This is a genomic window from Streptomyces sp. NPDC048623 (assembly GCF_040650755.1).
Classification (GTDB): domain Bacteria; phylum Actinomycetota; class Actinomycetes; order Streptomycetales; family Streptomycetaceae; genus Streptomyces.
In genome coordinates, this window is sequence record NZ_JBEZHV010000019.1 from 1 (window position 1) to 24,571 (window position 24,571).

Consider the following 24,571-nt stretch of genomic DNA (forward strand, 5'->3'; position numbering starts at 1 on the left):
GACCGCAGTGCGGTCGGGACCTCCGTCGTTCCGGGATCCACGTCGCTCCGGGGCGGGCGGTGGGGTGCCGGGTGGGCGGGAGCGGGCCCGGCAGGTGGTCGGGCAGGTGGGCGGGGCGGGGCGGGGTCAGGCTGCCAGGACCTCTATGCCGTGGGCGAAGAGGGCGGCCTGGACGCGGTTGTCGACGCCGCATTTCGTGTAGACGGCGCTGATGTACGACTTGACCGTGCCCGCGCCGAGGCCGAGGCGCTTGCCGATCTGCTGGTTGGTGAGGCCCTGGCCGAGGAGGACGAGGACCTCGCGCTCGCGCAGGGAGAGGGGCAGGGACGCCGGGGCGCCGCCCGTCTCGCCCGTCTCGCGGATCTCCGTGCGGACGGCCGCGGCGCCGGTGTGGCGGATCCACGAGGCGGGAAGCACGGCGGCGCCCGAGGCGAGGGTGTGGACGGCGTGCGAGAGAGCGCTCGCGTCGGCGTCCTCGGGGAGGTAGCCGGAGGCGCCCGGGGGCAGACCGACGGTGGCGGGACGCGCGACCCCGGCCTCGCCGAGCAGGGCGACCGGGACGCCCGGTGCACCCGGCGCCTCGCCGCTCCGCAGCGCGGAGAGCAGCCTGCCCACTCCGGGCAGCCCGCGGGACGCGAGCACGACCGAGGGCGGCCCCGTCCGCACCCGGGCGAGCACGTCGTCGACGTCGCCATGACTGGCGACCTCGAACTCCCCGCGCAGCGAAAGGGATTGCGCGAGGGCCTCGCGAATCAGCGGATGGTGGTGGGCAATCGACACATGCAGCACGGTTCCCCCGAGAACTCGATCGATCGACTGGACGTCAAGCGTGGTCGAGGTCAAGTTACTTCAAAGTATTGCGGTGCATGTATGAGGGTGCATGTCAGGCAGCCGCCGAATGATCCGGATCGCCTGGATTTCGTACGCATCATTCCTATTCGCCCCGGCTACGCCCGGGTAACTGCCGAACGGACCCGCCGACAGGCAGTACAGGCCGACTCCGCCCCGTTCCATGATCAACAGGACTCGGCATGACGCCGGGCGCCCGCAAGGGCCGGAATGTGGGCCCGCCCCGCGCCAATCGGGGCGGGCGCACGTTCCGATCGTAAGGAACGAACCGAAGGAACACTCTTCATGAACCGCTCGGCAGTCCGCCGTCCCCTGTCCGCCGCCGCCGTCACCGCCACCGTCCTCGGTGCCTTCATGGTCGCGGCCACCGCGACCCCCTTCTTCCTGAAGAGCGCGCTCAACATGAGCAAGGACTCGGCCTCCACCGCCTACCAGGCGATCATGACCGGCATGGACGTGGCCTCCGCCATCGGCCTGGTCTCCGGTGGCCTCGCGGTCGGCTCCATCGTCATCTGGGGCGTCAAGCAGGCCATCAAGAAGGGCGGCAAGAAGGCCGTCATCGCCTGAGCAGCACCCGCACCGGTGCCCGCCGGCTCCCGCACCACGCGGGGGCCGGCGGGCCGATGGGCCGGCAGGCCGGCGCCGCCGGGACCGAACCACCGGCACGGATACGGACACACATGCGGCGGGAGCAACGGGTGGGCGGCGAGAGGCACATGGAGACGACGACCATCACCACCGCCACGGCCGGCGGGCTGTTCCGGAGGCAGTGGCCCGCCGTGGCCTGCGGCGCCCTGCTGTGGACCGCCGCGTTCGGCGCGGGCTGGCACTGGGCGCCCGCCGACCCCACCGGCGTGAGCCACGCCCCCAAGCACGGTGACTGGAACCTGTTCACGGAGATCCTCATGCGGAACGTCGGCGTCTCCGCAGCCCTCTTCCTGGGCGTCGTCACGTTCGGCGTGATGACGATCCCGCTGACGCTCCTGACCGGCGTCCTCGCCGGTTACTACGGAGGGCAGGGCAGCGCCGTCCTCGGCGCGGGCGGCGTCGTACGGCACCTGCTGCCGCACATGCTCCTGGAGCTGGCCTGCCTCGCGCTGGCCGCCGCGGCCGGACTCGTACCGCTGGTGGGCTGGGCGCGCGCCGGGCTCACGGGGAGGCCGGGGAACGGAGGGCGTTCGGGCTTCCTGGCGCGCTCGGGGTTCCCGGACGCCTGTCGGCTGTGGGGTGTGGCGTTGGGAGGACTGGTCGTGGCGGCGGGAATCGAAACATGGGTGAGTACGTGAGCACTACTGCGCAGGACACGGGCACGGGACGTACGGGGGAGAAGGCCGGCCCTCCACCGGAGAACGGAGCCGGCGGGCTGTCAGGGAGCGCGGCGCCTCCACCGGAGAACGGAGCCGCCGGGCTGCCGGGGAACGCGGCGCCTCCACCGGAGAACGGAGCCGGCGGGCTGTCAGGGAGCGCGGCCGGGCTTCCCGCCTACCGGGGCGAGGACGCCACCGCACCCGCCTCCACCCCCACTCCCACCCCCACCACCGACGGGTTCCCGGCCGCCCGCCTCCCCGGCCGCCGCGCCCACGCCCTCGGCGTCTGCGCCCTCGTCGTCGCCACCCTGGGCTTCGGCGTCCCGCTCTGGGGCGAGATACGCGCGCGCGTGCACGACCGCGTCGGCGACGTGTCCGACGGCGCGATCGGCATCGGCACGGGCATCGCCTGGTCGACCTCGGCGCTCGCCAACATCGTGACCCTCGGCGTTCTCGGCGCCCTCATGGGTGTCCTCGGCACGCTCGCCCTGCGCCATCTGCCCCTGCGGCTGCTGCTGCCCGGGGAACGGCAGCCGCGCCAGCCCGGCGGCTTCACTGACTTCACCACCTTCACCGACTTCACCGCTCTGCGGCGCGCGTACACGCTCGGCTGGATCGCCTTCGTGCTCGCCAAGCTCGTCTGCTGGTCGCTGGCCCGGCTCGTCACGGGCGGCTCGCTCGCATGGGCCGTGCCGTCCGTGACCCACCTCGACGCCTGGCTGCCGCTGCTGTCCTGCGCGCTGCTGCTCACGGGCCGCGCCGTCGGGGCCTCCTGGCCACGGGCCGCCGCCGTCGCGGCCGTACTCACCACGCTGTACGCGACCGCGCTCTGGTCCCTGCCGTCCTGACCCCTTCCGCCCCGGGTCCCGTCCCACCACCTCCCCCAGTCCCACCCCACCCCCACCCGCCCCACCTCGGAGAACCATGCTGCACCGCCTCCTCTTCAGCACCCTTGGGAACCCCAAGCTGATCCAGTTCCTGCTGCGCTGCTGGGTCGTGGTGGTCGACGGCATCGCCCGGCCGGGTGTGCGGATCGCGGGCGGGGTGCTCGCGGCGGCGGCCGGGGTGAGCGCACTGGCGTACGCCGCCGTCTTCCGGGCCACGACGGACGAGACCCGCCGCGCCGTGGAGGCCTCCGGCGACCTGCGCGGCGACCCGGGGAACGTCATGGACATCCTCCAGCTCCTCAGCGCCGTCTGGCTGGTCAGCGGTGTCGTCCTGGTCGTCGTAGGACTGCTCGTCGCCCTCGCCCGCTGGGGCAGCGTCCTGATGATCGTGGGCGGCGTGCTGTGGTGGGCGCCGCTCGGCCTCCTCGCGCTGTACGTGCCGACCGCGCCCGCGCCGAAGTTCCTCGCCGTGCTGTTCGTGGCCCTGATCGTCCCGGCGACCCTGCTGTGCCCCGCGCAGCGGTTCGGCGGTACGGCGACGCCGCGGGCCGGCGCGGCCTCATGACACCGCCGCGCCCCCGGACCCGCACGTCCCGGATCCCTGTGCCGACCTCGTACGCCCGCCCCACCTGGTTCCGCACCGTCGCCGCGCTCTGCCTCGCCGACACCCGCAGACGGCTCAACCTGCTCGTCGGCGCGGGCCCGGACGCGCGGCGGCGGCGGAAGGCGGCCTGGGTGATCGCCGGCGCCGGGGCCGCCGCCGGGCTCGGCGCGCTGACCGTCGTCGGGCGCACGCTCGGCGCCCTGGTCCCGCCCGGGACGGGAGTCCGCACGGACGACCTCGCCGCCTGGACGTGGACGCCCGTCGCCCTGTGGTTCCTCCACCAGGTCCTCACCGCCGAACCGGCCAAGGCCCGCGCCCTCGTGAGCCCGCCCGACGCGAACGTGCTGCGGACGCTTCCGGTGTCCCGCGCCCAGCTCGTCACCGCCCGGCTCGTCGTCCCCGCCGCCGCGCTCGCCGCCGCGGTCCTGTGCGCCGCCGTCGCGATCGGGGCCCCCTGGCTCGCGGCGGGCGCGGAGGGACGCCGGCTCCTTCCCGTGTTCCTGCTGCACTGCGCGGGCGCGGCCGTGACCGGCGTCGCGCTGCACGTCGCCCTGGTGACGGCCCTGATGGTCCGCGTCGTACGGCTCCCCCACCTGCCGCGTGTGATCGTGTCGGCGGCGGCCGGCGGGCTCGCCGGTGCCCTGGCGGCGCCGTTCGTACGTGCCCTGGCGGGCGACGACGGCCCCTCCCAGGAGGACGCGGCCCGGCTCGCCGGGAACGCCCTCGCCGCCGCGCGTCCCCACCTGTGGACCGTGGCGCACCGGCCGGACATGGCCGGCCGGACCGCGGCGGTGTACGTCGCTGTCACCCTTGTCCTGGCCGCCGCGGCCGTACTCCGCGTACGCGCCACCGTGCGCCGCGACGCCCAGCCGGTGGATCGCCGGTCCCCGGGCGCCGGGTCCCCGGACTCCCAGTCCCCGGACGCCAGGTCCCCGGACTCCCAGTCCCTGGGCGCCGAGTCCCTGGGCGCCGAGTCCCTGGGCGCCGAGTCCCTGGACCGGGCGCGCGCGGCGGCCGGGCGGGCGGGCCGTGCCGGAGGCGCGGACGGCGCGTGGTCCTCTTCGCCGTACGCCCTCGTCGGCCGGGTCACCTGGCTGCGGTTCCTGCGCGGGCATCCGCAGACGGTCGGCGGCCTCGCGCGGCTGCAGCGGCTGAGCGTGCTGCTCGGAACGGCGTGCCTGGGCCTGTTCCTCGGCCTCGGAGGGGCGCTCTGGCACCTGCCGTTCGCCGCCGTGGGCGGGCTCTTCGTGGCGGCCGCGCTGATCACGACGGGTGAGGTCGTGCAGGTCTGCGGCATCGAGGCGGACCGGGCGTGCTGGGACATGCTGCGGCAGTCGCCGCGTCCGGCCGGGGCCTGGGTGGCGGCCAAGGCCGTCACCGCGTCGGTGGCGGTGGCCGCCGTGACCGGGCCGCTCTGCCTGGGCGCCGCGGCGCTGTGCGGCGTGCACGGCGCGGCCGGGTGGGCGCGGGCGGTCCTCGTGTACGCCGTCGTGTCCCTGGCCACCGGCTGCGCCGTCGTCCTCACGTACTTCTGCGTGCCCCGCTCCGAGACGTTCGCCGAGGGCCGGGTCACCCGCGCCCCGGCCGCCGAGGTCACGGAAGGCCTCCTCGTCGCCCTCCTCACCGTGCCGGTCACGGCGGGCGCGGGGCTGAGCGCCGCGCTGGTCCCGGGGACGGGTGGGGGCGCGGGGGTCGACCTCGTCCACGGGTTGCTGCTCGTGCTCTCGCTCGGGGCGGGGTGGGCGGGGCTGCGGGTCACGGCGCGAAGCGATCTGCGCCCCGGCGGACGGAGCGGGCCGGCCGAGCCGACCGGGTCGCCCGAGCCGCAGAGGCCCACGACCGCGGCCACGACCACGACCACGACCGCGGCGACCGAAGACCGACCCGCCCCTGCCACCACCTCCCGGAGCTCCTCGTGATCGACATCGAGAACCTCGTCGTACGCCGTGGCGAGGGCTACGTCCTGCGCGACGTCACCGCCCACGTGCCCGAGGGCACAGCGGTGCGCGTCACCGGCCCGAACGGCAGCGGCAAGACCACGCTCCTGCACGTGATCGCCGGTCTCGCCGCCCCCGACGCGGGCCGCGTCACCGTCGCCGGGCACGCGCCCGCCGACCCCGTCGTACGGACTCTGCGCGGCTTCGTCCAGGAGCCGCCGCCGCTGTACGAACACCTCACCGCCGACGAGCAGTTGGGCCTGGTCGCGGGCGTGTGGGGGCTACGTGCCCGGGACCTGCGGGAGCGCGCCGGCGACCTGGGACTCGGCGACCGCTTCGACGTACTCGTCGGCGACCTCTCCCTGGGGCAGCGGAAGAAGCTCGGCTACCTCTGCGCCACCGCGCACGAGCCGCGCCTGCTGCTGCTCGACGAACCGTTCAACGGGCTCGACGCGGCGGCCGAGCAGGCGGTGCGCGAGGACCTGGCCCGCTGGCGGGCCGAGGGCCGCACGCTTGTCGTCGTCTCGCACTCCGACAGTTCGGTGGCGGACCTGGTGGACGTCACGCTCACCCTGGAAACCGCAGCAAGCGGCCGGACCGGGACCGACAAGACCCGGACCGACGGGACCAGGACCAACGAGACCCGGACCGGCGAGACCACGACCGCCGAGACCAGGACCGCCGAGACCGGGACCGCCGGGACGGAGGCGGGCGCGTGATCGAGGTCAGCGGGCTCATGAAGTCGTACGGCGGGCGCCGGGTCCTGGACGGTCTGTCGTTCACGGCCGCGCCGGGCCGTGTCACGGCGTTCCTCGGGCCCAACGGCGCCGGCAAGAGCACCACCCTGCGCATGGTCCTCGGCCTCGGCACCCCCGACGCGGGCCACGCCCTCGTCGGCGGCGTCCGCTACGCCGAACTCCGCGACCCGCTGCGTACGGTGGGCGCGCTGCTCGACGCGTCCGCCTGCCACCCCGCGCGCAGCCCCCGCGCCCATCTCTCCTGGCTCGCGCGCACGCACCGCATCCCACGCGCGCGCGTGGAGGAGGTTCTCGACCTGGTGGGGCTCGGCCCGGCCGCGCGGCGCCCGGTGCGGGGCTTCTCGCTCGGCATGCGGCAACGGCTCGGCATCGCCGTCGCCCTCCTCGGCGACCCCGGGACGCTGATCCTCGACGAGCCGATGAACGGCCTCGACCCCGAGGGCATCCAGTGGCTGCGCGGCCTGCTGCGCGCCCTCGCCGACGACGGCCGCACGGTGCTCGTGTCGAGCCACCTCATGCGGGAGATGGCGGCCACCGCCGACCACGTCCTGGTGATCGGCCGGGGCCGGGTGCTCGCCGACGGCAGCCTCGCCTCCCTCCTCGAAACGGACCTGCCGCCGGTCCGCCTCGTCTCGCCCCGGCTCGACGAACTGGCCGGCGCGCTGCGGGAGGCGGGCGCGGAGGTGACGTACGACGCCCCCTCCACCGGCCGGGCCACGGTGACGGGCCTGGCCGGCGCCCGCATCGGCGACATCGCCGCCCGGAACGCGTGGAGCGTCCACGAACTCACCCCGCTGCGCCCCTCCTTGGAGGAGACGTACATGCGCCTGACGGCGGAGGCGGTGGAGTACCGGTCGACGCCCCCCACTGTTCCCACTCCCCGGAAGGCGGCCGCGGCCCATGCATGACACAAGTGACCGGCGTGGCCCGGGCGGCGGCATGGATCGTGGCCTGGATCGTGGCCCGGGTGGCGTCCTCGGTGGTGGCACGGGCGGCGGCACGGGCGGCAGCTTGAGCGACCTCGTCGCCGCCGAATGGACGAAGCTGCGCTCGGTGCGCTCCACCTGGACCCTGCTCGCCCTCGGCGGCGCGCTCACCGTTCTCGTCAGCCTGCTGTTCTGCGCGCTCATCGGCCCCGAGTTCCGCCACGCGGACCCCGCTCAGCAGCGGGCGCTCGACCCCGTGGGCCTCGCCTTCACCGGCCTGCAGTTCGGCCAGGTCCCCCTGGTGGTCCTCGCGGTGCTCGCGGTCGGCAACGAGTACGGCACCGGCATGATCCGCACCAGCCTCGCCGCCGTACCGCGCCGCGGCCGGTTCCTCGCGGCCAAACTGACCGTGCTCGGCGCCACCGGCCTCGCCTGGGGCCTGCTCACCGGCGCCGTCGCCCTGACCGCCGGCAGCGCCGTCCTCGGCGCCCCGGCCCCGCTCCACGCGGAGGCGGTACGGGCCCTGGCCGGGGCGGGCGTCTACGCGGCGCTGCTCGCGGTGCTCGCGGCGGCGCTCACCTTCTTGGTGCGCCGCTCCCTCGCCGCCCTCGGCATCCTGCTCCCCCTCCTCTTCGTCGTCTCGGGCGCCCTCGCCGCCGTCCCCCGGCTGCGCTCCCTGGCCCGTCTCCTCCCGGACCGCGCGGGCCTGCGCCTGATGCAGACCCACCAGGACGCGGGCGACCTGTCGCCACTGGCGGGCGGCGCCGTCCTGCTGCTGTGGGCGGTCCTGGCGGCGGCGGGCTCGTACGCCGCCCTGCGCCGCCAGGAGTGCTGAAACCCGCGGACGTACGGTTGCCGATCACACCGGGCAGGGCCGGTACTCCAGGCTCAGTTCGCGGTCGACGGCGTAGCTGGTGCGCATGGACGCGTCGGTGACCTTCTCCCAGGAGCCGTACTTCGCGTACAGCTGGTCGGCCGTCGGGCCGAGGGGGTTGCCGTACTTGGCGATGTTGCGCTCTTCCAGGATGCGGACCTCGTCCGGGGTCATGCCGGCGCGGGTGATCTCCTTCGCCTGGTTGCGCATGTCGACGAGCTCGCGGGCGATCTCCTCCTCGGAGGCGCCCGCCGCGCGCATGTCGGCCTCCGTGCGGTGCATGTCCTCCAGGAGCTGGTGGTAACGGATGCGGGTGCGCTGGGCCTCGACCTTCTGGTCCATCGGCAGGACGCGGATCCGGCACACGACCGGGTCGGTGCTGGGACACGGGTCGTCGGCGGAGACGGGCGGGGCGAGCGGGGCCGTGATGATCGAGCCGCAGGCTTCGGCCGCGCCCGCGGTGGCCGAGGCCCCGGCGGTGAGCAGGGCGACGGCGGCGACGAACGGAACGAGGACACGGCGCGGCAGCAGAGTCGAGGAGAGGCGCATGGGCGCATCCTCGGCAGCCGCGCCGTACCGGTTCACGCAGGCGCACCGCCGGCTCGCGGTGATCACACCGGTGATCACCCCGCCGAGTGACTCCGAGTACCCACTCGCGGGATTGCCTTGTTGCGGCCGGAGGGGGGTCAGTCCTCGAAGTTGTCGCTGGCCAGCCGCAGCGCGAGCTCCTGGAGGATCGGCTCGGTGCCCGGCTCCGCGCCGGACGCGTCATGCGCGTCGGCGACGGCCTCGAAGGCCACGATGAAACCGTTGACCAGCGCGCTCAGCGGCTCGGACAACTGGCTCAGGACCGAAAGACCGACCTCCTCCGCGGTCGCCCCGGCCGGCACCGAGAACTGCCCCGGGATCACCTCACCCAGCAGATCCGAGACCAGGCTCTCGTCGACGCCGCCGCGCAGCGCCGTCAGAGCGGCGATGGCCTTGAGTTTGATCTCGTTCTCGGTCACGGAACGAGCGTAGGAGCAACCCACCCACGGGACGGCGGAATTCGCGCGACACGCGGCGACGGGAGGGCGGCCGCCCGCAGTCGAAAGAGTTCGCGGGCGCGCCGATGAGTTCTGGGCGCGCCCCATGTCTACTTCCATGAAAGCCGCACGTGCGGCGCCCTGAAGCCCCCGAAGCCCCTGGCAGCCGTCAGCACACCGCCCCGGCGCCCGTACGAGACGAGGTCACCCCATGTCCGCCACCCCCACCAAGACCCCGGTCAAAGGTCCCGCCAGCTACTTCCCCTCCATCGAGAAGAAGTACGGGCGCCCCGTCACCGAGTGGCTCGAGCTCATCGACGCCTCCCCGCTCGCCAGGCACATGGAGCTCGTCGCCTGGCTCAAGAGCGAGCACGGGCTCGGACACGGCCACGCCAACGCCCTCGTCGCCCACTCCCTCGCCCACCGCGGCCGCTAGGGCCGCGCGTGCCTCGCCGACGTGCAACTCCCTTGCGTTGGAGCCGACTCCAACTCCTGGGCTGCCGCGCATGCGCTATCGGATACTCGGCGGGACGGCCGAGGAGGGCGAACGGGCCGCCGCCGGCTGACGCCGCCCCTACTCCATCCCCATCCCCATCCCCATCTCCATATCGATGTCCATCTCCATGGGCGCGAACTGCTCGGTGCCCACGACGCCGAGCAGTGCGAGCCGCTCCCCCATGTCCGTGCCCGGCGGCGGGGTGAATATGACGAGCCGCTGGTCGCCCTCCGGGGCGAGCAGCACCTGGCAGTCCAGGTCCAGCCGTCCGACCACCGGGTGCAGCACCCGCATCCGGCTGAGCCGGCGGACCGCCACCTCGTGCCGTACCCACAGGTCCGCGAACTCCTCGCTCGCCGCGCTCAACCGCTCCACGAGCCGGGTCGCGGCCGCGTCACCGCCCCGTCGGCCGAAGGCGGCGCGCAGGTCGGCGACATGCAGCCGGCTGTAGTGGTCGTGCTCCTCCTCCGGGTACGCGGTGCGCGCGTCCGGGTCCGTGAACCACCGCCACACCACGTTGCGGCCGTGCTCGGAGACCGTGCACACGCCGCCGAGCAGCGCCCGGGCCATCAGATTCTGCGCGAGGACGTCGCCGAGGTCGTTGAGTATCTGTGCGGGCGTGCCGGTCAGCTGGTCGAGCAGATGCAGAAGGCCGGGCGCCACGTGGTCGCCGGCCGCGGGACCGGCGGGCGGGCGGTGGCCGGCGAGCAGATACAGGTGGTCGCGCTCGTCGTTGCTCAGGCGGAGGGCGCGGGCGAGCGCCGCCAGCATCTGCGGCGAGGGCTGCGGGCCCCGGGCCTGCTCCAGGCGGATGTAGTAGTCCGCCGACATCGCCGCGAGGTGGGCGACCTCCTCGCGGCGCAGCCCGGGGGTGCGGCGCCGGGGCCCGGCGGGCAGCCCCGCGTCCTGCGGGCGCACCCGCTCGCGGGAACGACGCAGGAAATCGGCGAGTTCGCGGCGGTCGATCGTCATGTCCGTCATCCTGCCGCAGCGCGAGGACCTCATCCAGGGACTGCCGATCCCAGGCTCGGGAGGGCTCTCCCGGGCCCTCGCCGCGGGCGGCAGAGTCATCGGTGTCAGCCACCGACGACCCCGAGGAGCACCGGACATGTCCACCACCACCTCTCCCGCTTCCGCCACCTCCATCCCGCCCGTCGTGGCCCGTACGGTCACCGTCGCCGGCGCCCGCGTCCACTACGACACCACCGGCACCGGCTCTCCCCTCCTTCTCGTGCACGGCACCGGCTCCGGCGGCGCCGTCATCAACTGGGGGCAGACCGCGCCCCGGTTCTCCGGCTCCCGGACGGTGATCACGCCCGATCTCTCCGGCGCCGACCGGACCGTCGACGACGGCGCGCCGCTGACCGTCGAGGCGCTCGCCGAGCAGGTGATCGCCGTCATCGAGGACGCCGGGCTCGGGCCGGTCGACCTGCTCGGCTTCTCCATGGGCTCCCCGGTCTCGGCGGCCGTCGCCGCGCTCCGCCCCGACCTGGTGAAGCGGCTGGTCCTGGTCGCCGGCTGGACGTACACCGAGGGCGACGAGTACCTGCGGAACAACTTCACGCTGTGGCAGCGGCTCGGCGAGAACGACCCGGCGGCCTTCGGCCGGTTCGTCACAATGACCGGCTTCAGCCGGGGTTTTCTCAACGGCATCGGCCGCGAGGGCGTCGAGGCGCTGATCCCGAACATGCCGCCGACGTCGGGCACACTGCGGCATGTCGGCGTCGACCGGGCCGTGGACATACGGGAGCTGCTGCCCCGGATCACGGCGCCGACCCTCGTCATCGGCTGCACGCAGGACGCGACCGTACCGGTGGAGAACAGCCGGGCGCTCGCGGCGGCGATCGGCGGCAGCAGCTACGCGGAGATCGACGCCGGGCATGTCGTGTTCTTCGAGCGGGAGGACGCGTTCGTGGCGACGGTGACGGATTTCCTCGCCGCCCGTGCCGCCTGAGGCCATCCTGGGGCCCATGAGTGAGACGAAGAGGACGATCGGTCCGGAGGAGCGCAGGGCCCGGCTCGCCGTGCGGCACCGGCTTGCCGGGGCGGCACGGGCGGGGACGGCGGAGGAGGTGACCGACTCGCTGGTGGCACTGCACGCGACGGACGCGGCGACGGTGTTTCTGGCGGTGGGCGCACGGCTCGCGGCCGGCCGCGAGCCGGTGGCCGAGGTCGAGCGGGCACTGTACGAGGAGCGGACGCTGGCCCGGATGCACGGCATGCGGCACACCCTCTTCGTGGTCCCGGCCCGGCTCGCCGCCGTCGTCCACGTCTCCACCACCGACGCCGCCTCCACCCGCGAACGCACCACGCTCGTCAAGCACTTGGCGGCAGGCAGCGACTACGACGCCGACTGGCTCGCCGAGACCGAGCGGCAGGTCCTTGCCGAGCTGGCGAGGCGCGGCGAGGCTACGGGGACCGAACTCGGGGCTGCGGTACCGAGGTTGAGGGCGCAGTTCGTGTACGGGGTGGGGACCAATCAGGAGGGGCCGCAGTCGGTGGCGAGCCGGGTGCTGCGGGTGCTCGGAATGGAGGGCCGGATCGCCCGGGGGCGCCCGCAGGGCGGCTGGACGTCAAGCCGCTTCCGCTGGGCGCCCGCCCCTCCGTACGCCGAGCTCGTGCCGGCCGAGGCGCAGGCGGAGCTCGTACGGCACTGGCTGACCGCGTACGGTCCGGCGACCGAGGCCGATCTGAAGTGGTGGACGGGCTGGAAGGTCACGGACGTACGACGGGCGCTGACCGCCCTCGGAGCGCAACGCGTCGCGCTGGAGGAGGGCACCGGCTTCGTCCTGGCGGACGACCTCGAACCCGTGTCGCCGCCGGCCGAGCCCTGGGCGGCGCTGCTGCCGGCGCTCGACCCGACGGCGATGGGATGGCAGTCCCGCGACTGGTACCTGGACCCGGCCCACCGCGCCGCGCTCTTCGACCGGAGCGGAAACATCGGCCCGACGGTGTGGTGGAACGGGCGAATCGTGGGCGGCTGGGCGCAGCGCGCGGACGGCGAGTTCGTATGGCGGCTGCTCACGGACGGGGACACGGGTGCGGAGCTGGGCCGGGACGCTGCTCGGGCGATCGAGGCCGAAGTGGCCCGGCTGGCCGCCTGGGTCGGCGACGTCCGGATCACACCCCGCTTCCGCACCCCCCTCGAAAGGGAACTCACCACATGACCGACACCCGCACCCGCACCGACCCCCGCACCGGTCCCGGCACCGCCACCGATCTGCTCCTGATATACGCCCAGCGCACATCCACCGCCCTCCTCCTCACCGAGGCCGCCCGGCGCCGCGGGATGGCGGCCCGGGTGCTCGACGGCGGTGGGGGGTCGCTGTCGAGCGGGTCGCGGAGCGGGACCGCTCGTTCCTCCGGGTGACATCACGGACGGCATCGGGCTGAGTGGCGGAACGGTGTCGAGAAACGCGGCGCGGCTCCGACGTCCCCTGTGAAAGAACCACAGCACACCCTCCCTCCGGACGAGGAGAACGTCATGAAGTACCTGGTGATGGTGCAGGGCTCGCAGGCCGACTACGACGCGATGAACGGGAAGGCCTCGCCGCAGAGCCCGGCGTGGAGCGAGCAGGACCTGCGGGCGATGTTCGCGTACATGAACTCGATCAACGACGATCTCGCCGAGAGCGGCGAGTGGGTCGACGGACAGGGGCTCGTCGAACCGGCCAGGACCCGGTTCGTGACCGCCGACAGCGAGGGGCGGCCGGTCGTCACCGACGGGCCGTACGGGGAGACGAAGGAGGTGCTCGCGGGCTACTGGGTGGTGGACTGCGCGAGCCTGGAGCGGGTCACGGAGATCGCGGCACGTGTGGCGCAGTGCCCCCAGCCGGCCGGTGCGCCGGAGTACCCGGTGGTGATCCGCCCGATCGACGAGGCGGGCGGCAGCGACCTCGGCGGGGGCGCGGTGTGAGCTCGGGCGGGCTCCGCGCGGGCGGGGAGGGCGTCGAGGATCTGCTGCGCCTGCACGCACCGCAGGTCCTCGGCGCGCTCGTACGCCGTTACGGGCACTTCGACACCGCCGAGGACGCGGTGCAGGAGGCATTGCTCGCGGCCGCCGCGCAGTGGCCGCGGGACGGGGTGCCGGGCAATCCGCGCGGGTGGCTGATCCGGGTGGCGTCGCGCCGCCTGACGGACGAGTTGCGGGCGGAGGAGGCGCGGGGCCGGCGGGAGAGGACGGCGCTGCGGCTCGCGCCGCGCGAGGCGCGGGCGGCACCGGCCGACGACGACACGCTGACGCTGCTGTTCCTGTGCTGCGACCCGGTGCTGCCGCCGGCCGGGCGGATCGCGCTGACACTGCGGGCGGTGGGCGGTCTGACGACGGCGGAGATCGCGCGGGGATTCCTGGTGCCGGAGGCGACGGTCGCGCAGAGGATCAGCCGGGCGAAGGCGAGACTGCGGGCGGCGGGGGCGGACCACCCGTTCCACCCGCCCGGTCCCGCCGACCGGGACGCGCGGCTCGCCTCCGTCCTCCAGGTCCTCTACCTGATCTTCAACGAGGGCTACACCGCCACCTCGGGCCCCGCCCTGCACCGCGCCGACCTGGCCCGCGAGGCCATCCGGCTGACCCGGGCGGCCCGTCGGCTGCTGCCGCGCGAGGGCGCCGTGACCGGGCTCCTCGCCCTGATGCTCCTGACGGAGGCCAGAAGCGCGGCCCGTACCGGCCCCGGAGGCGAGCTGATCCCGCTGGACGAGCAGGACCGGGCGCGCTGGGACCGGGCGGCGATCGCCGAGGGCACGGCGCTCGTCGAGGAGGCGCTGGCGGAGGGCCCGCCGGGCCCGTACCAGCTCCAGGCGGCCATCGCCGCCCTCCACGACGAGGCGGACGGCCCGGACACCACGGACTGGCCGCAGATCCTCGCCCTCTACGACGTCCTTCTGACGAAGACCCCGGACCCGATGGCGGAGCTGGGCCGGGTGGTCGCCCTCGCGATGGTCGAGGGCCCGCAGGCGGGCCTGACCGCCCTCGCGGCCCTGGAACCCCGCTTCCCCGACTCCCACCGCCTCCCCGCCGTCCGCGCCCACCTCCTCGAACGCACCGGCGCCCACCAGGCCGCCGCCGACGCCTACCGCACCGCCGCCCGCACCACCCAGAGCATCCCGGAACGCCGCTACCTCCAGACCCGAGCGGCTCGCCTCACCCCGTCCGCCCCACCTGATGCGGCTGCCGGAGCCTGAACCCGGCGGCAGAAAAGCCCGGCTGCCGGTCAGCCCTGGCGGAGTCGGGACAGGGTGGCGTCCAGGTCGACGGCGCAGCTGGTGGTGCGGTTGTAGGGGAGCTTGGCGAGCATGGCGGCCATGCCGCAGGTGTTGGTGAGGGCCGAGAAGACCAGGCCGCCCGCGATGGCCGCGGAGAGCAGCTGGAAGGCGGGGTGGATCAGGAGGCCGAGGAGGAGGCCGAGGAGGACCAGGGTGCCGGCGGTGAGGCGGACCTGGCGGTCCATGGCCCAGGGGGTACGGGCCGGGGCGCCGCCCGCCGGGTGGTCGAGGGCGTGGCCGCGGGCGGCCCAGTCGGTGGTGCCGCCGTTCAGGTTGATGGCCGGGATGCCGTGGGCGGCCAGGCGGTCGCAGGCGGTGCGGGAGCGGTTGCCGGACTGGCACACGATGAGAAGTTCGCCACGGGCCGCCGCGTCCTTGAGGGCGGGGACGGCCTTGTCGAGCCGGTCCAGCGGCACGTTCAGGGCGCCGGGCACATGGCCTCCCGCGTGTTCGCCGGGGGTGCGGACGTCGACGACGATCAGCTCCGCGAGCCGGGCGTGGGCCTGGTCGACGTCGAGAAAAGCCGGGGAAGCGGGAATGGAGGTGGGCATGGCAGGTGTCATCCTTGGTTGTCGACGGACCCCGTGGCGTGGGGATCAAGTTACCCCGTGGGGTATCGGTTGAGGAGTGCTTGTGGAACTGGATCTCGCGGGTGCCGAGCTGAAGTCCGTGCTGAACCGGCTGCGCCGGGCGCAGGGACAGATCTCCGGGGTGATCCGGATGATCGAGGAAGGCCGCGACTGCGAGGAGGTCGTGACCCAGCTGGCGGCCGCGTCCCGGGCCCTCGACCGGGCCGGCTTCGCGATCATCGCGACCGGGCTCCAGCAGTGCCTGACGGACATGGAGAACGGGCGCAAGAACGGCGAGGACCCCGAGCAGATGCGGGCCCGCCTGGAGAAGCTCTTCCTCTCCCTGGCCTGATCCCTGGCCTGACCCGAAGCACCCGCCCCGAAGGACCCGCGACCGAAGGACCGGGCCTACACCGCCAGGTCCACCAGCATCAGGGCCGCGACCACCAGCAGCACCACCCCGAAGGCCCGGCGCAGCGCGTCCGCCGGGATGCGGGAGGCGAGCCGCCGGCCGTCCCAGGCCGCCAGGATCGCCGCGCCCGCGAACGGGGCGACGACCGCCCAGTCCACCGGCACCGGACTCCCCGAGCGGGCCAGCAGCGCGACGAGCGCGTTGACCGCGACGACCAGCAGGCTGGTACCGACCGCCGGACGCATCCGCAGGCCGACGACCTGCACGAGCGCCGGTACGGTCAGAAAGCCGCCGCCCACACCGAGCACCCCGGTCACGGCGCCGAGCCCGGCGCCCGCACCCGCGACGGCCGTGCCCGAGCGCCGTACCGCCTGCTCACCGGCGGGATGCGCTCCCTCCGGGGCGGCCCGGCGGACCATCCGTATCGCCGCGAACCCGGCCACCACCGCGAACCCGAGGGTGAGCAGCCAGTCCGGGAGCTGCGCGGAGAGCAGCCCGCCCAGCGCCGCGGGCACCAGGCCGGCCGCGGCGAACACCGCGCCCGTGCGCCAGCGGACCTGGCCGTCGCGGGCGTGCCCGTACAGCGCGGTGGCGGCCGTGCCGAGCACGATCAGCAGGCTCGCGGTCGCGGCGGCGGCCGGGCTGAAGCCGAGCAGATAGATCAGCGCCGGGACGGCGAGCACACTGCCTCCGCCGCCCAGCGCACCGAGCGCGAGCCCGACCACGGCCCCGGCGGCCAGCGCCGTCAGGGCGGTCAGCATCGACCGGCAGCCGGGTCGCTCTCCCGTATGCGACGGCTACGGTTGCCGAGGCCCGGCACTTCGACCTCTTCGGCCCCTCCGGCCTCTTCGACCTCTCCGGCCTCATCGACGGTGTCCGCGAAGAACACGCCCGCACTCCTTCCAGGAACGTTTTACCCCCTGGGGTATACGGGCGACCCTAACAGAAGTACCCCTGGGGGTATCTCCCCCAGGGGTACGGGCGGCCGGCGGGAGGTCAGTCGACCGCGATGCCGTTCAGCCGCTTGGCGATCTTCGTCAGGCGCTCGCCCTGGTAACGGGCGGCGGCCAGGACCTTCTCGTCGGGCTCGCCGTTGGAGCCGGGGTGGGCCGTGCCGTAGGGGTTGCCGCCGGCCGCGTACACGGACTGGTCGGTGAAGCCGGGCGAGACGATGACCGAACCCCAGTGGTGGAAGGTGTTGTAGAGCGCCAGGAGCGTGGACTCGTTGCCGCCGTGGGTGTTGTAGGCGCTGGTGAAGGCGGTGGCGGGCTTGTCGGCCATGACGCCCTGGTTCCACAGGCCGCCGGAGGTGTCGACGTACTGCTTCAGCTGCGCGGCGATGTTGCCGAAACGGGTCGGCGAGCCGAGCGCGTAGGCGTCCGCCCACTCCAGGTCGTCCAGGGTCGCGACCTCGACCGTCTCGGCGGTGGCGTCGACGTGGGCGCGCCAGGCGGGGTTGGAGTCGATGGCGGTGTCGGGCGCGAGCTCGGGCACCCGGCGGAGCCGGACCTCGGCGCCGGCCTTCTCGGCACCCTCGGCGACGGCCTGGGCGAGCCGGTGGACGTTCCCGGTGGCCGAGTAGTAGATGACGGCGACCTTGACGGACATGGCGAGTCCTCCTGAGGACCGGGGATCAGGGATCGGGGATCAGGATCAGGGGAAACCAGAAAGCGGATTGATTTCCGTTTTAACGAGTCCAAGCTAACCGGACATCTATCCACTTTGCAAGAGGGGCAGGTATGCTCGAAGTCAGGAACGGACGCGAGGGGGACGCGCGGGACGCGGCGCAGGCGAGGCACGCAGGCGAGGGAAGGCAGGGAGCGGCGGATGAGCACGACGAGTCGGCGGGGCGAGAACGGAGCGGACGGAGCCGGTCCGGGCACCCCCCTCCTCAACCTCCTGCCGGGCATCGGCGCGCCCGCGCCCGAGCGGGCCGACGCCGCCCGCAACCGGCGCAAGATCCTCGACGCCGCCGCCCGGATCGTCGCCGAGCAGGGCCCCGAGGCCGTCACCATGAACCAGGTCGCCCACGCCAGCGGCATCGGCGTCGGCACCGTCTACCGACGCTTCGGCGACGTGTCGCAGCTGCTGTGGGCGCTGCTCGACGACCGCGAGCGGCAGTTCCAGGAGGCGTATCTGAGCGGCCCGCCGCCGCTCGGTCCCGGCGCACCCGCCGGCGAACGCCTCGACGCGTTCCTCGACGCCCTGGTCGACCGCGTCGTGGAACAGCAGGCGATCCTGCTCGCCGCCCAGACCGCCGCGCCCGTCGCGCGCTACACCAGCGGCGCGTACCTGGCGATGCACACCCATGTCGCCCTCCTCGTCTCCCGGGCCCGCCCCGACACCAACGCCGCCCTCCTCGCCCACCTCCTCCTCGCCCCCTTCTCGCCGAGCCTGATGCACCACCTGTCGCAGGACCAGCAGCTCTCGGCCGCCGAACTGAAGGAGGGCATACGGCAGTTGCTCGCCCTCCGGGCCATGGGCGACGCCCCGGGCGGCACTCCTCCCACTCCTCCCCCGTCCACCCCCTGAAACACCCTGGACCCCGGCCCGCCCCCACCCGCACGATCAAGCCATGAGCACCTACCTCGTCCTCCACGGCTTCCAGAACCACCGCCCGCCCGGCCACTGGCAGCACTGGCTCGCCGGTGCGCTGGCCGAACGCGGGCACGAGGTGCGGTATCCACAGCTGCCCGAGCCCGACGCGCCACGGCTCGCGGACTGGCTGGCGGCGCTCGACGAGCACGGCGAACGGCCAGCCGGTGACGGGGAGTTCGTCGTCCTCGCGCACAGCCTGTCCGTACTGCTGTGGCTGCGCGCCGTCGCGGCCGGGCGGGCGCCCGACGCCGACCGGGTGCTGCTCGTCGCTCCGCCGTCGCCGCAGGTCACCGCCTCCATCCCGGAGATCGCCGAGTTCGCCGACGGCCTCGACCTCCGCCCCGACCTCGGCCTCGGCCCCGACGCCGTACGCCCGAAGGCGCCGACCCGGCTGGTGTACGGGGACGGCGACCCGTACTGCCCCGAGGGCGCCGACCTGCACTACGGAGTCCCGCTCGGCCTCGACCTCGACCACGTACCGGGCGGCGGGCACCTCAATCCCGACCACGGTTACGGCGCCTGGCCGGATGTCCTCGCCTGGTGCGAAAACCCGGCGGTGCGGGTGCGCGGCAACCGGTAGCGTCGGCCGGATGGCCACCGCACCGGAACCCGCACCGGAGTCCCCACCGGAACCCCCGCCCGTACGCGAGACCCGCCCCCTCTTCCCGCCCCTCGACCCGTACGACGAAGGCCTGCTCGACGTCGGCGACGGAAACCACGTCCACTGGTCCGTCGCCGGAAACCCCGACGGCAAGCCCGCGCTGATCGTGCACGGCGGCCCCGGCTCCGGCTCCTCGCCGAACGCGCGCCTGGCCTTCGACCCGGCCGTCTACCGGATCGTCCAGTTCGACCAGCGCGGCTGCGGCCGCTCCACCCCGCACGCGAGCGACCCCGCCGCCGGCCTGAAGGTCAACACCACCGCGCACCTGATCGCCGACATGGAGCGGCTGCGGGTGCGGCTCGGCATCGACCGCTGGCTGCTGTACGGCGGCTCCTGGGGCTCCACCCTGATCCTGGCGTACGCCGAGGCGCACCCCGCCCGCGTCAGCGAGATCGTCCTCGCGGCCGTCACGACCACCCGCCGCTCCGAGACCGCCTGGCTGTACGGCGGCGTCTGCCGCTACTTCCCCGAGGCCCACGAGCGCTTCCGGACCGCCGTCGGCGCCCCCGACGGCACCCCGACCCCCGACCTGCTCGCCGCGTACGCCGCCCGCATGGACGACCCCGACCCGGCCGTACGGGAGCGGGCGGCGAACGACTGGTGCACCTGGGAGGACGCCGTCCTGTCGATGGAGGGCCAGGGCACCCCGTACGCCGACCGGCCCGACGCCGCCCGCCTCGCCTTCGTCCGGATCTGCGCGCACTACTTCTCGCAGGGCGCGTTCCTGGAGGAGGGCGCCCTGATCCGTGACGCGCACCGGCTCGCCGGCATCCCCGGCGTGCTGATCCACGGCCGGCTCGACATGGGCGGGCCGCTGGTCACCGCCTGGGAGCTGGCCAGGGCCTGGCCGGACGCCGAGCTGCGCGTCGTCGAGAGCTCGGGGCACCTGGGCGGCACCGAGACCCGCGACCTGGTCACGACCGCCCTCGAACGCTTCGGGAGACGCTTCGGGAGGGATGAACCGACGGCGTGAACCGCCGGGTGATCCGACGGCGTGATCTGCCGGAGTAAGCCGCCGGGCGGGCCGGGCCGTTCCGCCGAATCATCGAAGCATGAGTCCGAGCCCGAACCCAGCCATCCACCTCGCCCAGCAGCCCGACGCCGACGAGCTCCTCGGCCGCTCCCCGCTCGCCGCGCTCGTCGGCATGCTCCTCGACCAACAGGTGCCGATGGAGTGGGCGTTCTCCGGCCCGTACACGATCGCCACCCGCATGGGCCACGACGACCTCGACGCGCACGAGATCGCCGCCCAGGACCCGGAGGCCTTCGCCGCCCTGCTCTCCGAGAAGCCGGCCGTGCACCGCTACCCCGGATCCATGGCCAAGAGGATCCAGCAGCTGTGCCGCTTCCTCGTCGACGAGTACGGCGGCGACGCGGAAGCGGTCTGGCGGGACGCGGCGAACGGCAAGGAGCTGCTCACCCGCCTTGAGGCGCTGCCGGGCTTCGGCAAGCAGAAGGCGCAGATCTTCCTCGCGCTGCTCGGCAAGCAGTACGGGGTGGAGCCGACGGGCTGGCGGGAGGCGGCGGGCCCGTACGGCGAGAAGGACTGCTACCGCTCGGCCGCCGACATCACCGGCCCGGACTCGCTGGCGAAGGTGCGCGCCCACAAGCAGGAGATGAAGGCCGCGGCCAAGGCAGCCAAGACCGCCAAGACCGCCACTTCGGCGAAGTCGACCAAATAGTCCAGACACGCCAAGCAGGCACAGCACACGGGGAATTGACGATTCCCCATGCCAATCCTCCTCAACCTGACAGGAATTGCGTGGCATCTGTTCCCAGAAGTCCCCGGCGATCGCTAACTTCCCCTCCAACTCGTCCGCACCGGGAAGGACTTCTGTGAACTCATCCCAGCGCAGAGCAGCCGCCGTTCTGGCCGTCGCAGCACTCGCCACCCCGCTGATGCTCGCCGCGCCCGCCACCGCCACTCCCGAACCCGGGGCCGCGGAGGCCCGCGACGCCGCCAGGCTCGCGAGGAAACTGGTCCGCGAGACGACCGCGCAGGACGCCTACAAGCACCTGCAGAAGTTCCAGGCCATAGCCGACTCGGCCCAGGGCAACCGCGCGGCCGGGACCCTCGGTCACGACGCCTCCGCCGCGTACGTGTACACGCAGCTCAAGAAGGCCGGCTACGCCGTCACGTACCAGCAGTTCGACTTCATCTACACCCAGACGCTCGCCGAGAAGGCCGCGGTCCTCTCCCCCACCCCGCGCGATCTGCCGATCAGGGCGATGACCTACACCAAGTCGACCCCGGTCGGCGGCATCAAGGCCGACCTGGCCGCCGCCCCGGTCGACGCGGACGGTACCAACGGCTGCGAGCCGGGCGACTTCGCCGCCGGCGCCTTCACCGGCAAGATCGCCCTGGTCAAGCGGGGCGGCTGCACCTTCGCCGCCAAGCAGGTGAACGCCGCCGCGGCCGGTGCCGTCGGCGCGATCGTCTACAACAACACCGAAGGCGTGCTCTCCGGCACCCTCGGCGACGCGGCCTCCGGGAAGATCCCGACCGGCGGCATCACCCTGGCGGAGGGCGAGAAGCTCGCCGCCGACCTCGCCAAGGGGCCGGTGAACCTCTCCTTCGAGATCCGCCAGCTCCAGGAGAAGCGTTCCACCAACAACGTCATCGCGGAGACCACGGGCGGCAACGCCGCCAACACCGTGATGCTCGGCGCCCACCTCGACTCCGTCACCGCCGGCCCCGGCATCAACGACAACGGCTCCGGCTCCGCAGGCCTCCTCCAGACCGCCCTGGAGCTCGCCAAGTCCCACGACAAGGACAGGGTCCGCAACAAGGTCCGCTTCGCCTGGTGGTCCGCCGAGGAGGTCGGCCTGCTCGGCTCCGACCACTACGTCGCCAACCTGAGTTCCCTCGGCAGGCAGGAGATCAAGCTCTACCTCAACTTCGACATGATCGCCTCGCCGAACTACGGACTCTTCGTCTACGACGGCGACGACTCCGACGCCGTCGGCGCGGGTGCCGGTCCGGCCGGCTCCGCCCAACTGGAGCGGGACATCACCAACTTCATGGACCGGATCGGCGCCCCGCACGAGGGCACCGACTTCACCGGCCGCTCCGACTACGGGCCGTTCATCGAGGCCGGCATCCCCTCCGGAGGCACCTTCACCGGCGCCGAGGGCATCAAGACCGCGGGCCAGGCCGAGAAGTTCGGCGGCGAGGCGGGCGTCGCGTACGACGTGAACTACCACGCCAAGGGCGACGACATCACCAACATCGACATGACCGCCTTCGACGTCAACATCGACGTCATCGCCAACGCCGTGGGCACCTACGCCCACGACATCAGCTCGCTCAAGAAGCCCGTCGTCTCCGTCCCGACCACCGGTGACGCGGGCAGCGGCGGCGGTCTGCACGGCGACCACGACGAGGTCACGGAGTAGTCAACGCCAGTCAACGCCAGTCAGCGCCTGCGTCGCGCCGTACCGAAGATCGAGCGGCTGATCTCCCGGCCCAGCTGGGTGCCGACCGATCGGGCGAGTGACTTGAACAGGCCGCTCCCGACGACCTGTTCGGCGAGCGAGGGCTCCTCCTTCTTCTGCCGAGGAGCCCTTGTCGCTTCTCGCTCCTCCGCCGCGGCCTCCTCCGCCGCGCGCAGCGCCTCCGCCTCCGCCGCCCGCTGCTCCGCCGTCAGCTTCTCGTACGCCGACTCCCGGTCCACAGCCTCCGCGTACCGCCCGTACAGCAGCGAGCCCTTCACCGCCGCCTCCAGCTCGGGCGCCGGGAACGGCCCCATCAGGGACTGCGGGGCGCGCAGCCGGGTCGCCGCCACCGGGGTCGGGGCGCCCTTCTCGCTGAGTACGGTGACCACGGCCTCGCCCGTACCGAGCCCGGTGAGCACCTCCTCCAGGTCGTACGCCGAGTTCGGGAAGGTCCGTACGGTCGCCTTCAGCGCCTTGGCGTCGTCCGGCGTGAAGGCGCGCAGCGCGTGCTGCACCCGGTTGCCGAGCTGGGCGAGCACGTCGCCGGGCACGTCCTTCGGGGTCTGCGTCACGAAGAACACCCCGACGCCCTTGGAGCGGATCAGCCGTACGGTCTGCGTGATCGACTCCAGGAACGCCTTCGACGCCCCGTTGAACAGCAGATGCGCCTCGTCGAAGAAGAAGACCAGCTTGGGCTTGTCGAGGTCGCCGACCTCCGGCAGGTCCCCGTACAGATCGGCGAGCAGCCACATCAGGAAGGTCGAGAACAGCTGCGGCTTGTCCTGTACGGCGGGCAGTTCGAGTACGGAGACGATGCCGCGCCCGTCCTCCGGCGCCGTGCGCAGGAACTCGGCGGCGTCGAACTCCGGCTCCCCGAAGAACGCGCCCGCGCCCTGCTGCTCGAAGGCCGTGAGCGCGCGCAGGATCACCCCGGCGGTCACCGTCGACAGGCCGCCGATCCCCTTCAGCTCCGCCTTTCCGGTGTCGGAGACGAGGAAGGCGACGACGGCCCGCAGGTCCTTGAGGTCGACCAGCTCCAGGCCCTTGCTGTCGGCGTAGTGGAAGATCAGGCCGAGGGACTGCTCCTGGGTCTGGTTGAGCTGGAGCACCTTCGAGAGCAGCACCGGTCCGAAGCCGGTCACGGTGGCCCGGATCGGGATGCCGGGGCCGGTGCCGCCCAGGCCGTAGAACTCGCAGGGGAAGCCGGTCGCCGTCCAGTCCTGGCCGACCTGCCCGGCCCGCTCGCGCACCTTCTCGCCGTCCGCGCCGGGCGCGGCGATCCCGGAGACGTCGCCCTTGATGTCGGCGAGGAAGACGGGCACGCCCTTGGCGGACAGCTGCTCGGCGATCAGCTGGAGGGTCTTGGTCTTGCCGGTGCCGGTCGCGCCGGCGACCAGACCGTGCCGGTTGAGCATCGGGAGCGGGATGCGGACCTGCGCGTCCGGGTGACACGTGCCGTCCCAGAGCAGCGCCCCCAGATCGAGCGCGGGGCCGTCGAAGGCGTACCCGGCGCCGATCTGCGCCCAGGGGCGGGTGTCGGCGTCCGCCGAGGTGCCCGACGGCTGCTCAAGCTCGCTCATCCTGTGCCCTTCGTGACGGTTTGTCCCAGCATCGCACCGGGTCCGCGTGGCTGCGCCGGGAGCCGCTTGACCGGTAGGCTTTCCGTGTGATCTTCAAGCGCATCGGAAACGGCCGGCCATATCCCGACCACGGCCGGGAAAGCACCCGGCAGTGGGCGGACGTGGCACCGCGCCCGGTCCGCCTCGACCAGTTGGTGACCACCAAGGGCCAGCTGGACCTGGAGACGCTGCTCGCCGAGGACTCGACGTTCTACGGCGACCTCTTCGCGCATGTCGTGAAGTGGCGGGGCGATCTCTACCTGGAGGACGGACTGCACCGCGCGGTCCGGGCCGCGCTCCAGCAGCGGCAGGTCCTGCACGCCCGCGTGCTCGAAATGGACTGAGGCGCACC

The 24,571-nt window shown here is 73.4% G+C and carries 30 protein-coding genes; 21 read left to right on the top strand and 9 right to left on the bottom strand.

Annotated features, from left to right (window positions below; all coding sequences use genetic code 11):
* Window positions 1-126 precede the first annotated feature (126 nt).
* Window positions 127-780, bottom strand: coding sequence for a response regulator transcription factor (locus AB0C73_RS24945; RefSeq protein WP_362534038.1), 654 nt, complete (start codon window positions 778-780; stop codon window positions 127-129).
* 354 nt (window positions 781-1,134) lie between these two features.
* Between AB0C73_RS24945 and AB0C73_RS24950 the strand changes: the two genes are divergently transcribed.
* The 8 genes from AB0C73_RS24950 to AB0C73_RS24985 all read left to right on the top strand — a co-directional run bounded on the left by AB0C73_RS24950 (window position 1,135) and on the right by AB0C73_RS24985 (window position 8,103).
* Complete coding sequence (locus AB0C73_RS24950; RefSeq protein ID WP_362534041.1) at window positions 1,135-1,416, top strand: hypothetical protein; 282 nt, start codon at window positions 1,135-1,137, stop codon at window positions 1,414-1,416.
* 149 nt (window positions 1,417-1,565) lie between these two features.
* The gene (locus AB0C73_RS24955) at window positions 1,566-2,135 is read left to right on the top strand and encodes a stage II sporulation protein M (protein ID WP_362534043.1); all 570 of its coding nucleotides are present in this window, start codon (window positions 1,566-1,568) and stop codon (window positions 2,133-2,135) included.
* The gene (locus tag AB0C73_RS24960; protein WP_362534046.1) at window positions 2,120-3,004 is read left to right on the top strand and encodes a hypothetical protein; all 885 of its coding nucleotides are present in this window, start codon (window positions 2,120-2,122) and stop codon (window positions 3,002-3,004) included. Before AB0C73_RS24955 ends, AB0C73_RS24960 begins: the two co-directional genes overlap by 16 nt.
* Window positions 3,005-3,080: 76 nt before the next feature.
* A complete protein-coding gene (locus tag AB0C73_RS24965) occupies window positions 3,081-3,608 on the top strand; it encodes a hypothetical protein (RefSeq protein ID WP_362534049.1) in 528 nt (175 codons plus the stop codon).
* 38 nt (window positions 3,609-3,646) lie between these two features.
* Window positions 3,647-5,566, top strand: coding sequence for a hypothetical protein (locus AB0C73_RS24970; protein WP_362534051.1), 1,920 nt, complete (start codon window positions 3,647-3,649; stop codon window positions 5,564-5,566).
* Window positions 5,563-6,303, top strand: a complete 741-nt coding sequence (locus AB0C73_RS24975; RefSeq protein ID WP_362534054.1) for an ABC transporter ATP-binding protein — start codon at window positions 5,563-5,565, stop codon at window positions 6,301-6,303. Before AB0C73_RS24970 ends, AB0C73_RS24975 begins: the two co-directional genes overlap by 4 nt.
* Window positions 6,300-7,250 (top strand): ATP-binding cassette domain-containing protein, encoded by a 951-nt coding sequence (locus tag AB0C73_RS24980; RefSeq protein ID WP_362534057.1) that lies wholly within the window; start codon window positions 6,300-6,302, stop codon window positions 7,248-7,250. Before AB0C73_RS24975 ends, AB0C73_RS24980 begins: the two co-directional genes overlap by 4 nt.
* Entirely contained in the window at window positions 7,243-8,103 is an 861-nt protein-coding gene (locus tag AB0C73_RS24985) for an ABC transporter permease (RefSeq protein ID WP_362534059.1), read from the top strand. Before AB0C73_RS24980 ends, AB0C73_RS24985 begins: the two co-directional genes overlap by 8 nt.
* 24 nt (window positions 8,104-8,127) lie before the next feature.
* Here the strand turns inward: AB0C73_RS24985 and AB0C73_RS24990 are convergent, their stop codons facing one another.
* Together AB0C73_RS24990 and AB0C73_RS24995 are read right to left on the bottom strand one after the other, a co-directional pair.
* Window positions 8,128-8,691, bottom strand: coding sequence for a hypothetical protein (locus AB0C73_RS24990; RefSeq protein WP_362534062.1), 564 nt, complete (start codon window positions 8,689-8,691; stop codon window positions 8,128-8,130).
* A 137-nt stretch (window positions 8,692-8,828) separates the two neighbouring features.
* Window positions 8,829-9,149 (bottom strand): hypothetical protein, encoded by a 321-nt coding sequence (locus tag AB0C73_RS24995; protein ID WP_362534064.1) that lies wholly within the window; start codon window positions 9,147-9,149, stop codon window positions 8,829-8,831.
* Window positions 9,150-9,378: 229 nt separating this feature from the next.
* Here AB0C73_RS24995 and AB0C73_RS25000 point away from each other — a divergent pair, with 229 nt between their 5' ends.
* Entirely contained in the window at window positions 9,379-9,603 is a 225-nt protein-coding gene (locus AB0C73_RS25000; RefSeq protein ID WP_362534067.1) for a DUF4287 domain-containing protein, read from the top strand.
* A 138-nt stretch (window positions 9,604-9,741) separates the two neighbouring features.
* On the opposite strand, the gene AB0C73_RS25005 is transcribed toward AB0C73_RS25000, so the two are convergent.
* Window positions 9,742-10,644 carry a helix-turn-helix transcriptional regulator gene (locus tag AB0C73_RS25005; protein ID WP_362534069.1) on the bottom strand — a complete coding sequence of 301 codons (903 nt, stop codon included), beginning with the start codon at window positions 10,642-10,644 and terminating at the stop codon, window positions 9,742-9,744.
* A 127-nt stretch (window positions 10,645-10,771) separates the two neighbouring features.
* On the opposite strand from AB0C73_RS25005, the gene AB0C73_RS25010 reads away from it, so the two are divergent.
* The 5 genes from AB0C73_RS25010 to AB0C73_RS25030 all read left to right on the top strand — a co-directional run bounded on the left by AB0C73_RS25010 (window position 10,772) and on the right by AB0C73_RS25030 (window position 14,844).
* Window positions 10,772-11,617 (top strand): alpha/beta hydrolase, encoded by an 846-nt coding sequence (locus AB0C73_RS25010; RefSeq protein ID WP_362534071.1) that lies wholly within the window; start codon window positions 10,772-10,774, stop codon window positions 11,615-11,617.
* A gap of 16 nt (window positions 11,618-11,633) precedes the next feature.
* Window positions 11,634-12,830, top strand: coding sequence for a winged helix DNA-binding domain-containing protein (locus tag AB0C73_RS25015; RefSeq protein WP_362534074.1), 1,197 nt, complete (start codon window positions 11,634-11,636; stop codon window positions 12,828-12,830).
* On the top strand, window positions 12,827-13,033 hold the full coding sequence (locus AB0C73_RS25020; RefSeq protein ID WP_362534075.1) for a hypothetical protein: 207 nt from the start codon (window positions 12,827-12,829) through the stop codon (window positions 13,031-13,033). The genes AB0C73_RS25015 and AB0C73_RS25020 overlap by 4 nt, the downstream gene beginning before the upstream one ends.
* A gap of 114 nt (window positions 13,034-13,147) precedes the next feature.
* Window positions 13,148-13,579 (top strand): YciI family protein, encoded by a 432-nt coding sequence (locus tag AB0C73_RS25025; RefSeq protein WP_362534077.1) that lies wholly within the window; start codon window positions 13,148-13,150, stop codon window positions 13,577-13,579.
* Entirely contained in the window at window positions 13,576-14,844 is a 1,269-nt protein-coding gene (locus AB0C73_RS25030) for a sigma-70 family RNA polymerase sigma factor (RefSeq protein WP_362534079.1), read from the top strand. The genes AB0C73_RS25025 and AB0C73_RS25030 overlap by 4 nt, the downstream gene beginning before the upstream one ends.
* A 29-nt stretch (window positions 14,845-14,873) precedes the next feature.
* On the opposite strand, the gene AB0C73_RS25035 is transcribed toward AB0C73_RS25030, so the two are convergent.
* Window positions 14,874-15,476, bottom strand: a complete 603-nt coding sequence (locus AB0C73_RS25035) for a rhodanese-like domain-containing protein (protein ID WP_362534082.1) — start codon at window positions 15,474-15,476, stop codon at window positions 14,874-14,876.
* Window positions 15,477-15,558: 82 nt separating this feature from the next.
* On the opposite strand from AB0C73_RS25035, the gene AB0C73_RS25040 reads away from it, so the two are divergent.
* The gene (locus AB0C73_RS25040) at window positions 15,559-15,846 is read left to right on the top strand and encodes a metal-sensitive transcriptional regulator (RefSeq protein WP_362534085.1); all 288 of its coding nucleotides are present in this window, start codon (window positions 15,559-15,561) and stop codon (window positions 15,844-15,846) included.
* 56 nt (window positions 15,847-15,902) lie between these two features.
* Here the strand turns inward: AB0C73_RS25040 and AB0C73_RS25045 are convergent, their stop codons facing one another.
* The 3 genes from AB0C73_RS25045 to wrbA all read right to left on the bottom strand — a co-directional run bounded on the left by AB0C73_RS25045 (window position 15,903) and on the right by wrbA (window position 17,514).
* Entirely contained in the window at window positions 15,903-16,667 is a 765-nt protein-coding gene (locus AB0C73_RS25045) for a sulfite exporter TauE/SafE family protein (protein ID WP_362534088.1), read from the bottom strand.
* The gene (locus AB0C73_RS25050) at window positions 16,661-16,795 is read right to left on the bottom strand and encodes a hypothetical protein (RefSeq protein ID WP_362534090.1); all 135 of its coding nucleotides are present in this window, start codon (window positions 16,793-16,795) and stop codon (window positions 16,661-16,663) included. Before AB0C73_RS25050 ends, AB0C73_RS25045 begins: the two co-directional genes overlap by 7 nt.
* A gap of 107 nt (window positions 16,796-16,902) precedes the next feature.
* Window positions 16,903-17,514 (bottom strand): NAD(P)H:quinone oxidoreductase, encoded by a 612-nt coding sequence (gene wrbA, locus AB0C73_RS25055; RefSeq protein ID WP_362534092.1) that lies wholly within the window; start codon window positions 17,512-17,514, stop codon window positions 16,903-16,905.
* 219 nt (window positions 17,515-17,733) lie between these two features.
* Between wrbA and AB0C73_RS25060 the strand changes: the two genes are divergently transcribed.
* The 5 genes from AB0C73_RS25060 to AB0C73_RS25080 all read left to right on the top strand — a co-directional run bounded on the left by AB0C73_RS25060 (window position 17,734) and on the right by AB0C73_RS25080 (window position 22,561).
* Window positions 17,734-18,438, top strand: coding sequence for a helix-turn-helix domain-containing protein (locus AB0C73_RS25060; RefSeq protein ID WP_362534095.1), 705 nt, complete (start codon window positions 17,734-17,736; stop codon window positions 18,436-18,438).
* Between the two features lie 43 nt (window positions 18,439-18,481).
* Window positions 18,482-19,084, top strand: a complete 603-nt coding sequence (locus tag AB0C73_RS25065; RefSeq protein WP_362534097.1) for an alpha/beta hydrolase — start codon at window positions 18,482-18,484, stop codon at window positions 19,082-19,084.
* Window positions 19,085-19,094: 10 nt separating this feature from the next.
* Complete coding sequence (pip, locus tag AB0C73_RS25070) at window positions 19,095-20,138, top strand: prolyl aminopeptidase (protein ID WP_362534100.1); 1,044 nt, start codon at window positions 19,095-19,097, stop codon at window positions 20,136-20,138.
* Between the two features lie 79 nt (window positions 20,139-20,217).
* On the top strand, window positions 20,218-20,847 hold the full coding sequence (locus AB0C73_RS25075) for an HhH-GPD-type base excision DNA repair protein (RefSeq protein WP_362534103.1): 630 nt from the start codon (window positions 20,218-20,220) through the stop codon (window positions 20,845-20,847).
* Between the two features lie 154 nt (window positions 20,848-21,001).
* Window positions 21,002-22,561, top strand: coding sequence for a M28 family metallopeptidase (locus AB0C73_RS25080; protein ID WP_362534105.1), 1,560 nt, complete (start codon window positions 21,002-21,004; stop codon window positions 22,559-22,561).
* A gap of 20 nt (window positions 22,562-22,581) precedes the next feature.
* Here AB0C73_RS25080 and AB0C73_RS25085 read toward each other — a convergent pair whose 3' ends face one another.
* Window positions 22,582-24,180 (bottom strand): helicase HerA-like domain-containing protein, encoded by a 1,599-nt coding sequence (locus AB0C73_RS25085; protein ID WP_362534107.1) that lies wholly within the window; start codon window positions 24,178-24,180, stop codon window positions 22,582-22,584.
* 86 nt (window positions 24,181-24,266) lie between these two features.
* Here AB0C73_RS25085 and AB0C73_RS25090 point away from each other — a divergent pair, with 86 nt between their 5' ends.
* Complete coding sequence (locus tag AB0C73_RS25090; protein WP_009067182.1) at window positions 24,267-24,563, top strand: type II toxin-antitoxin system VapB family antitoxin; 297 nt, start codon at window positions 24,267-24,269, stop codon at window positions 24,561-24,563.
* The last annotated feature ends 8 nt before the right edge of the window (window positions 24,564-24,571 follow it).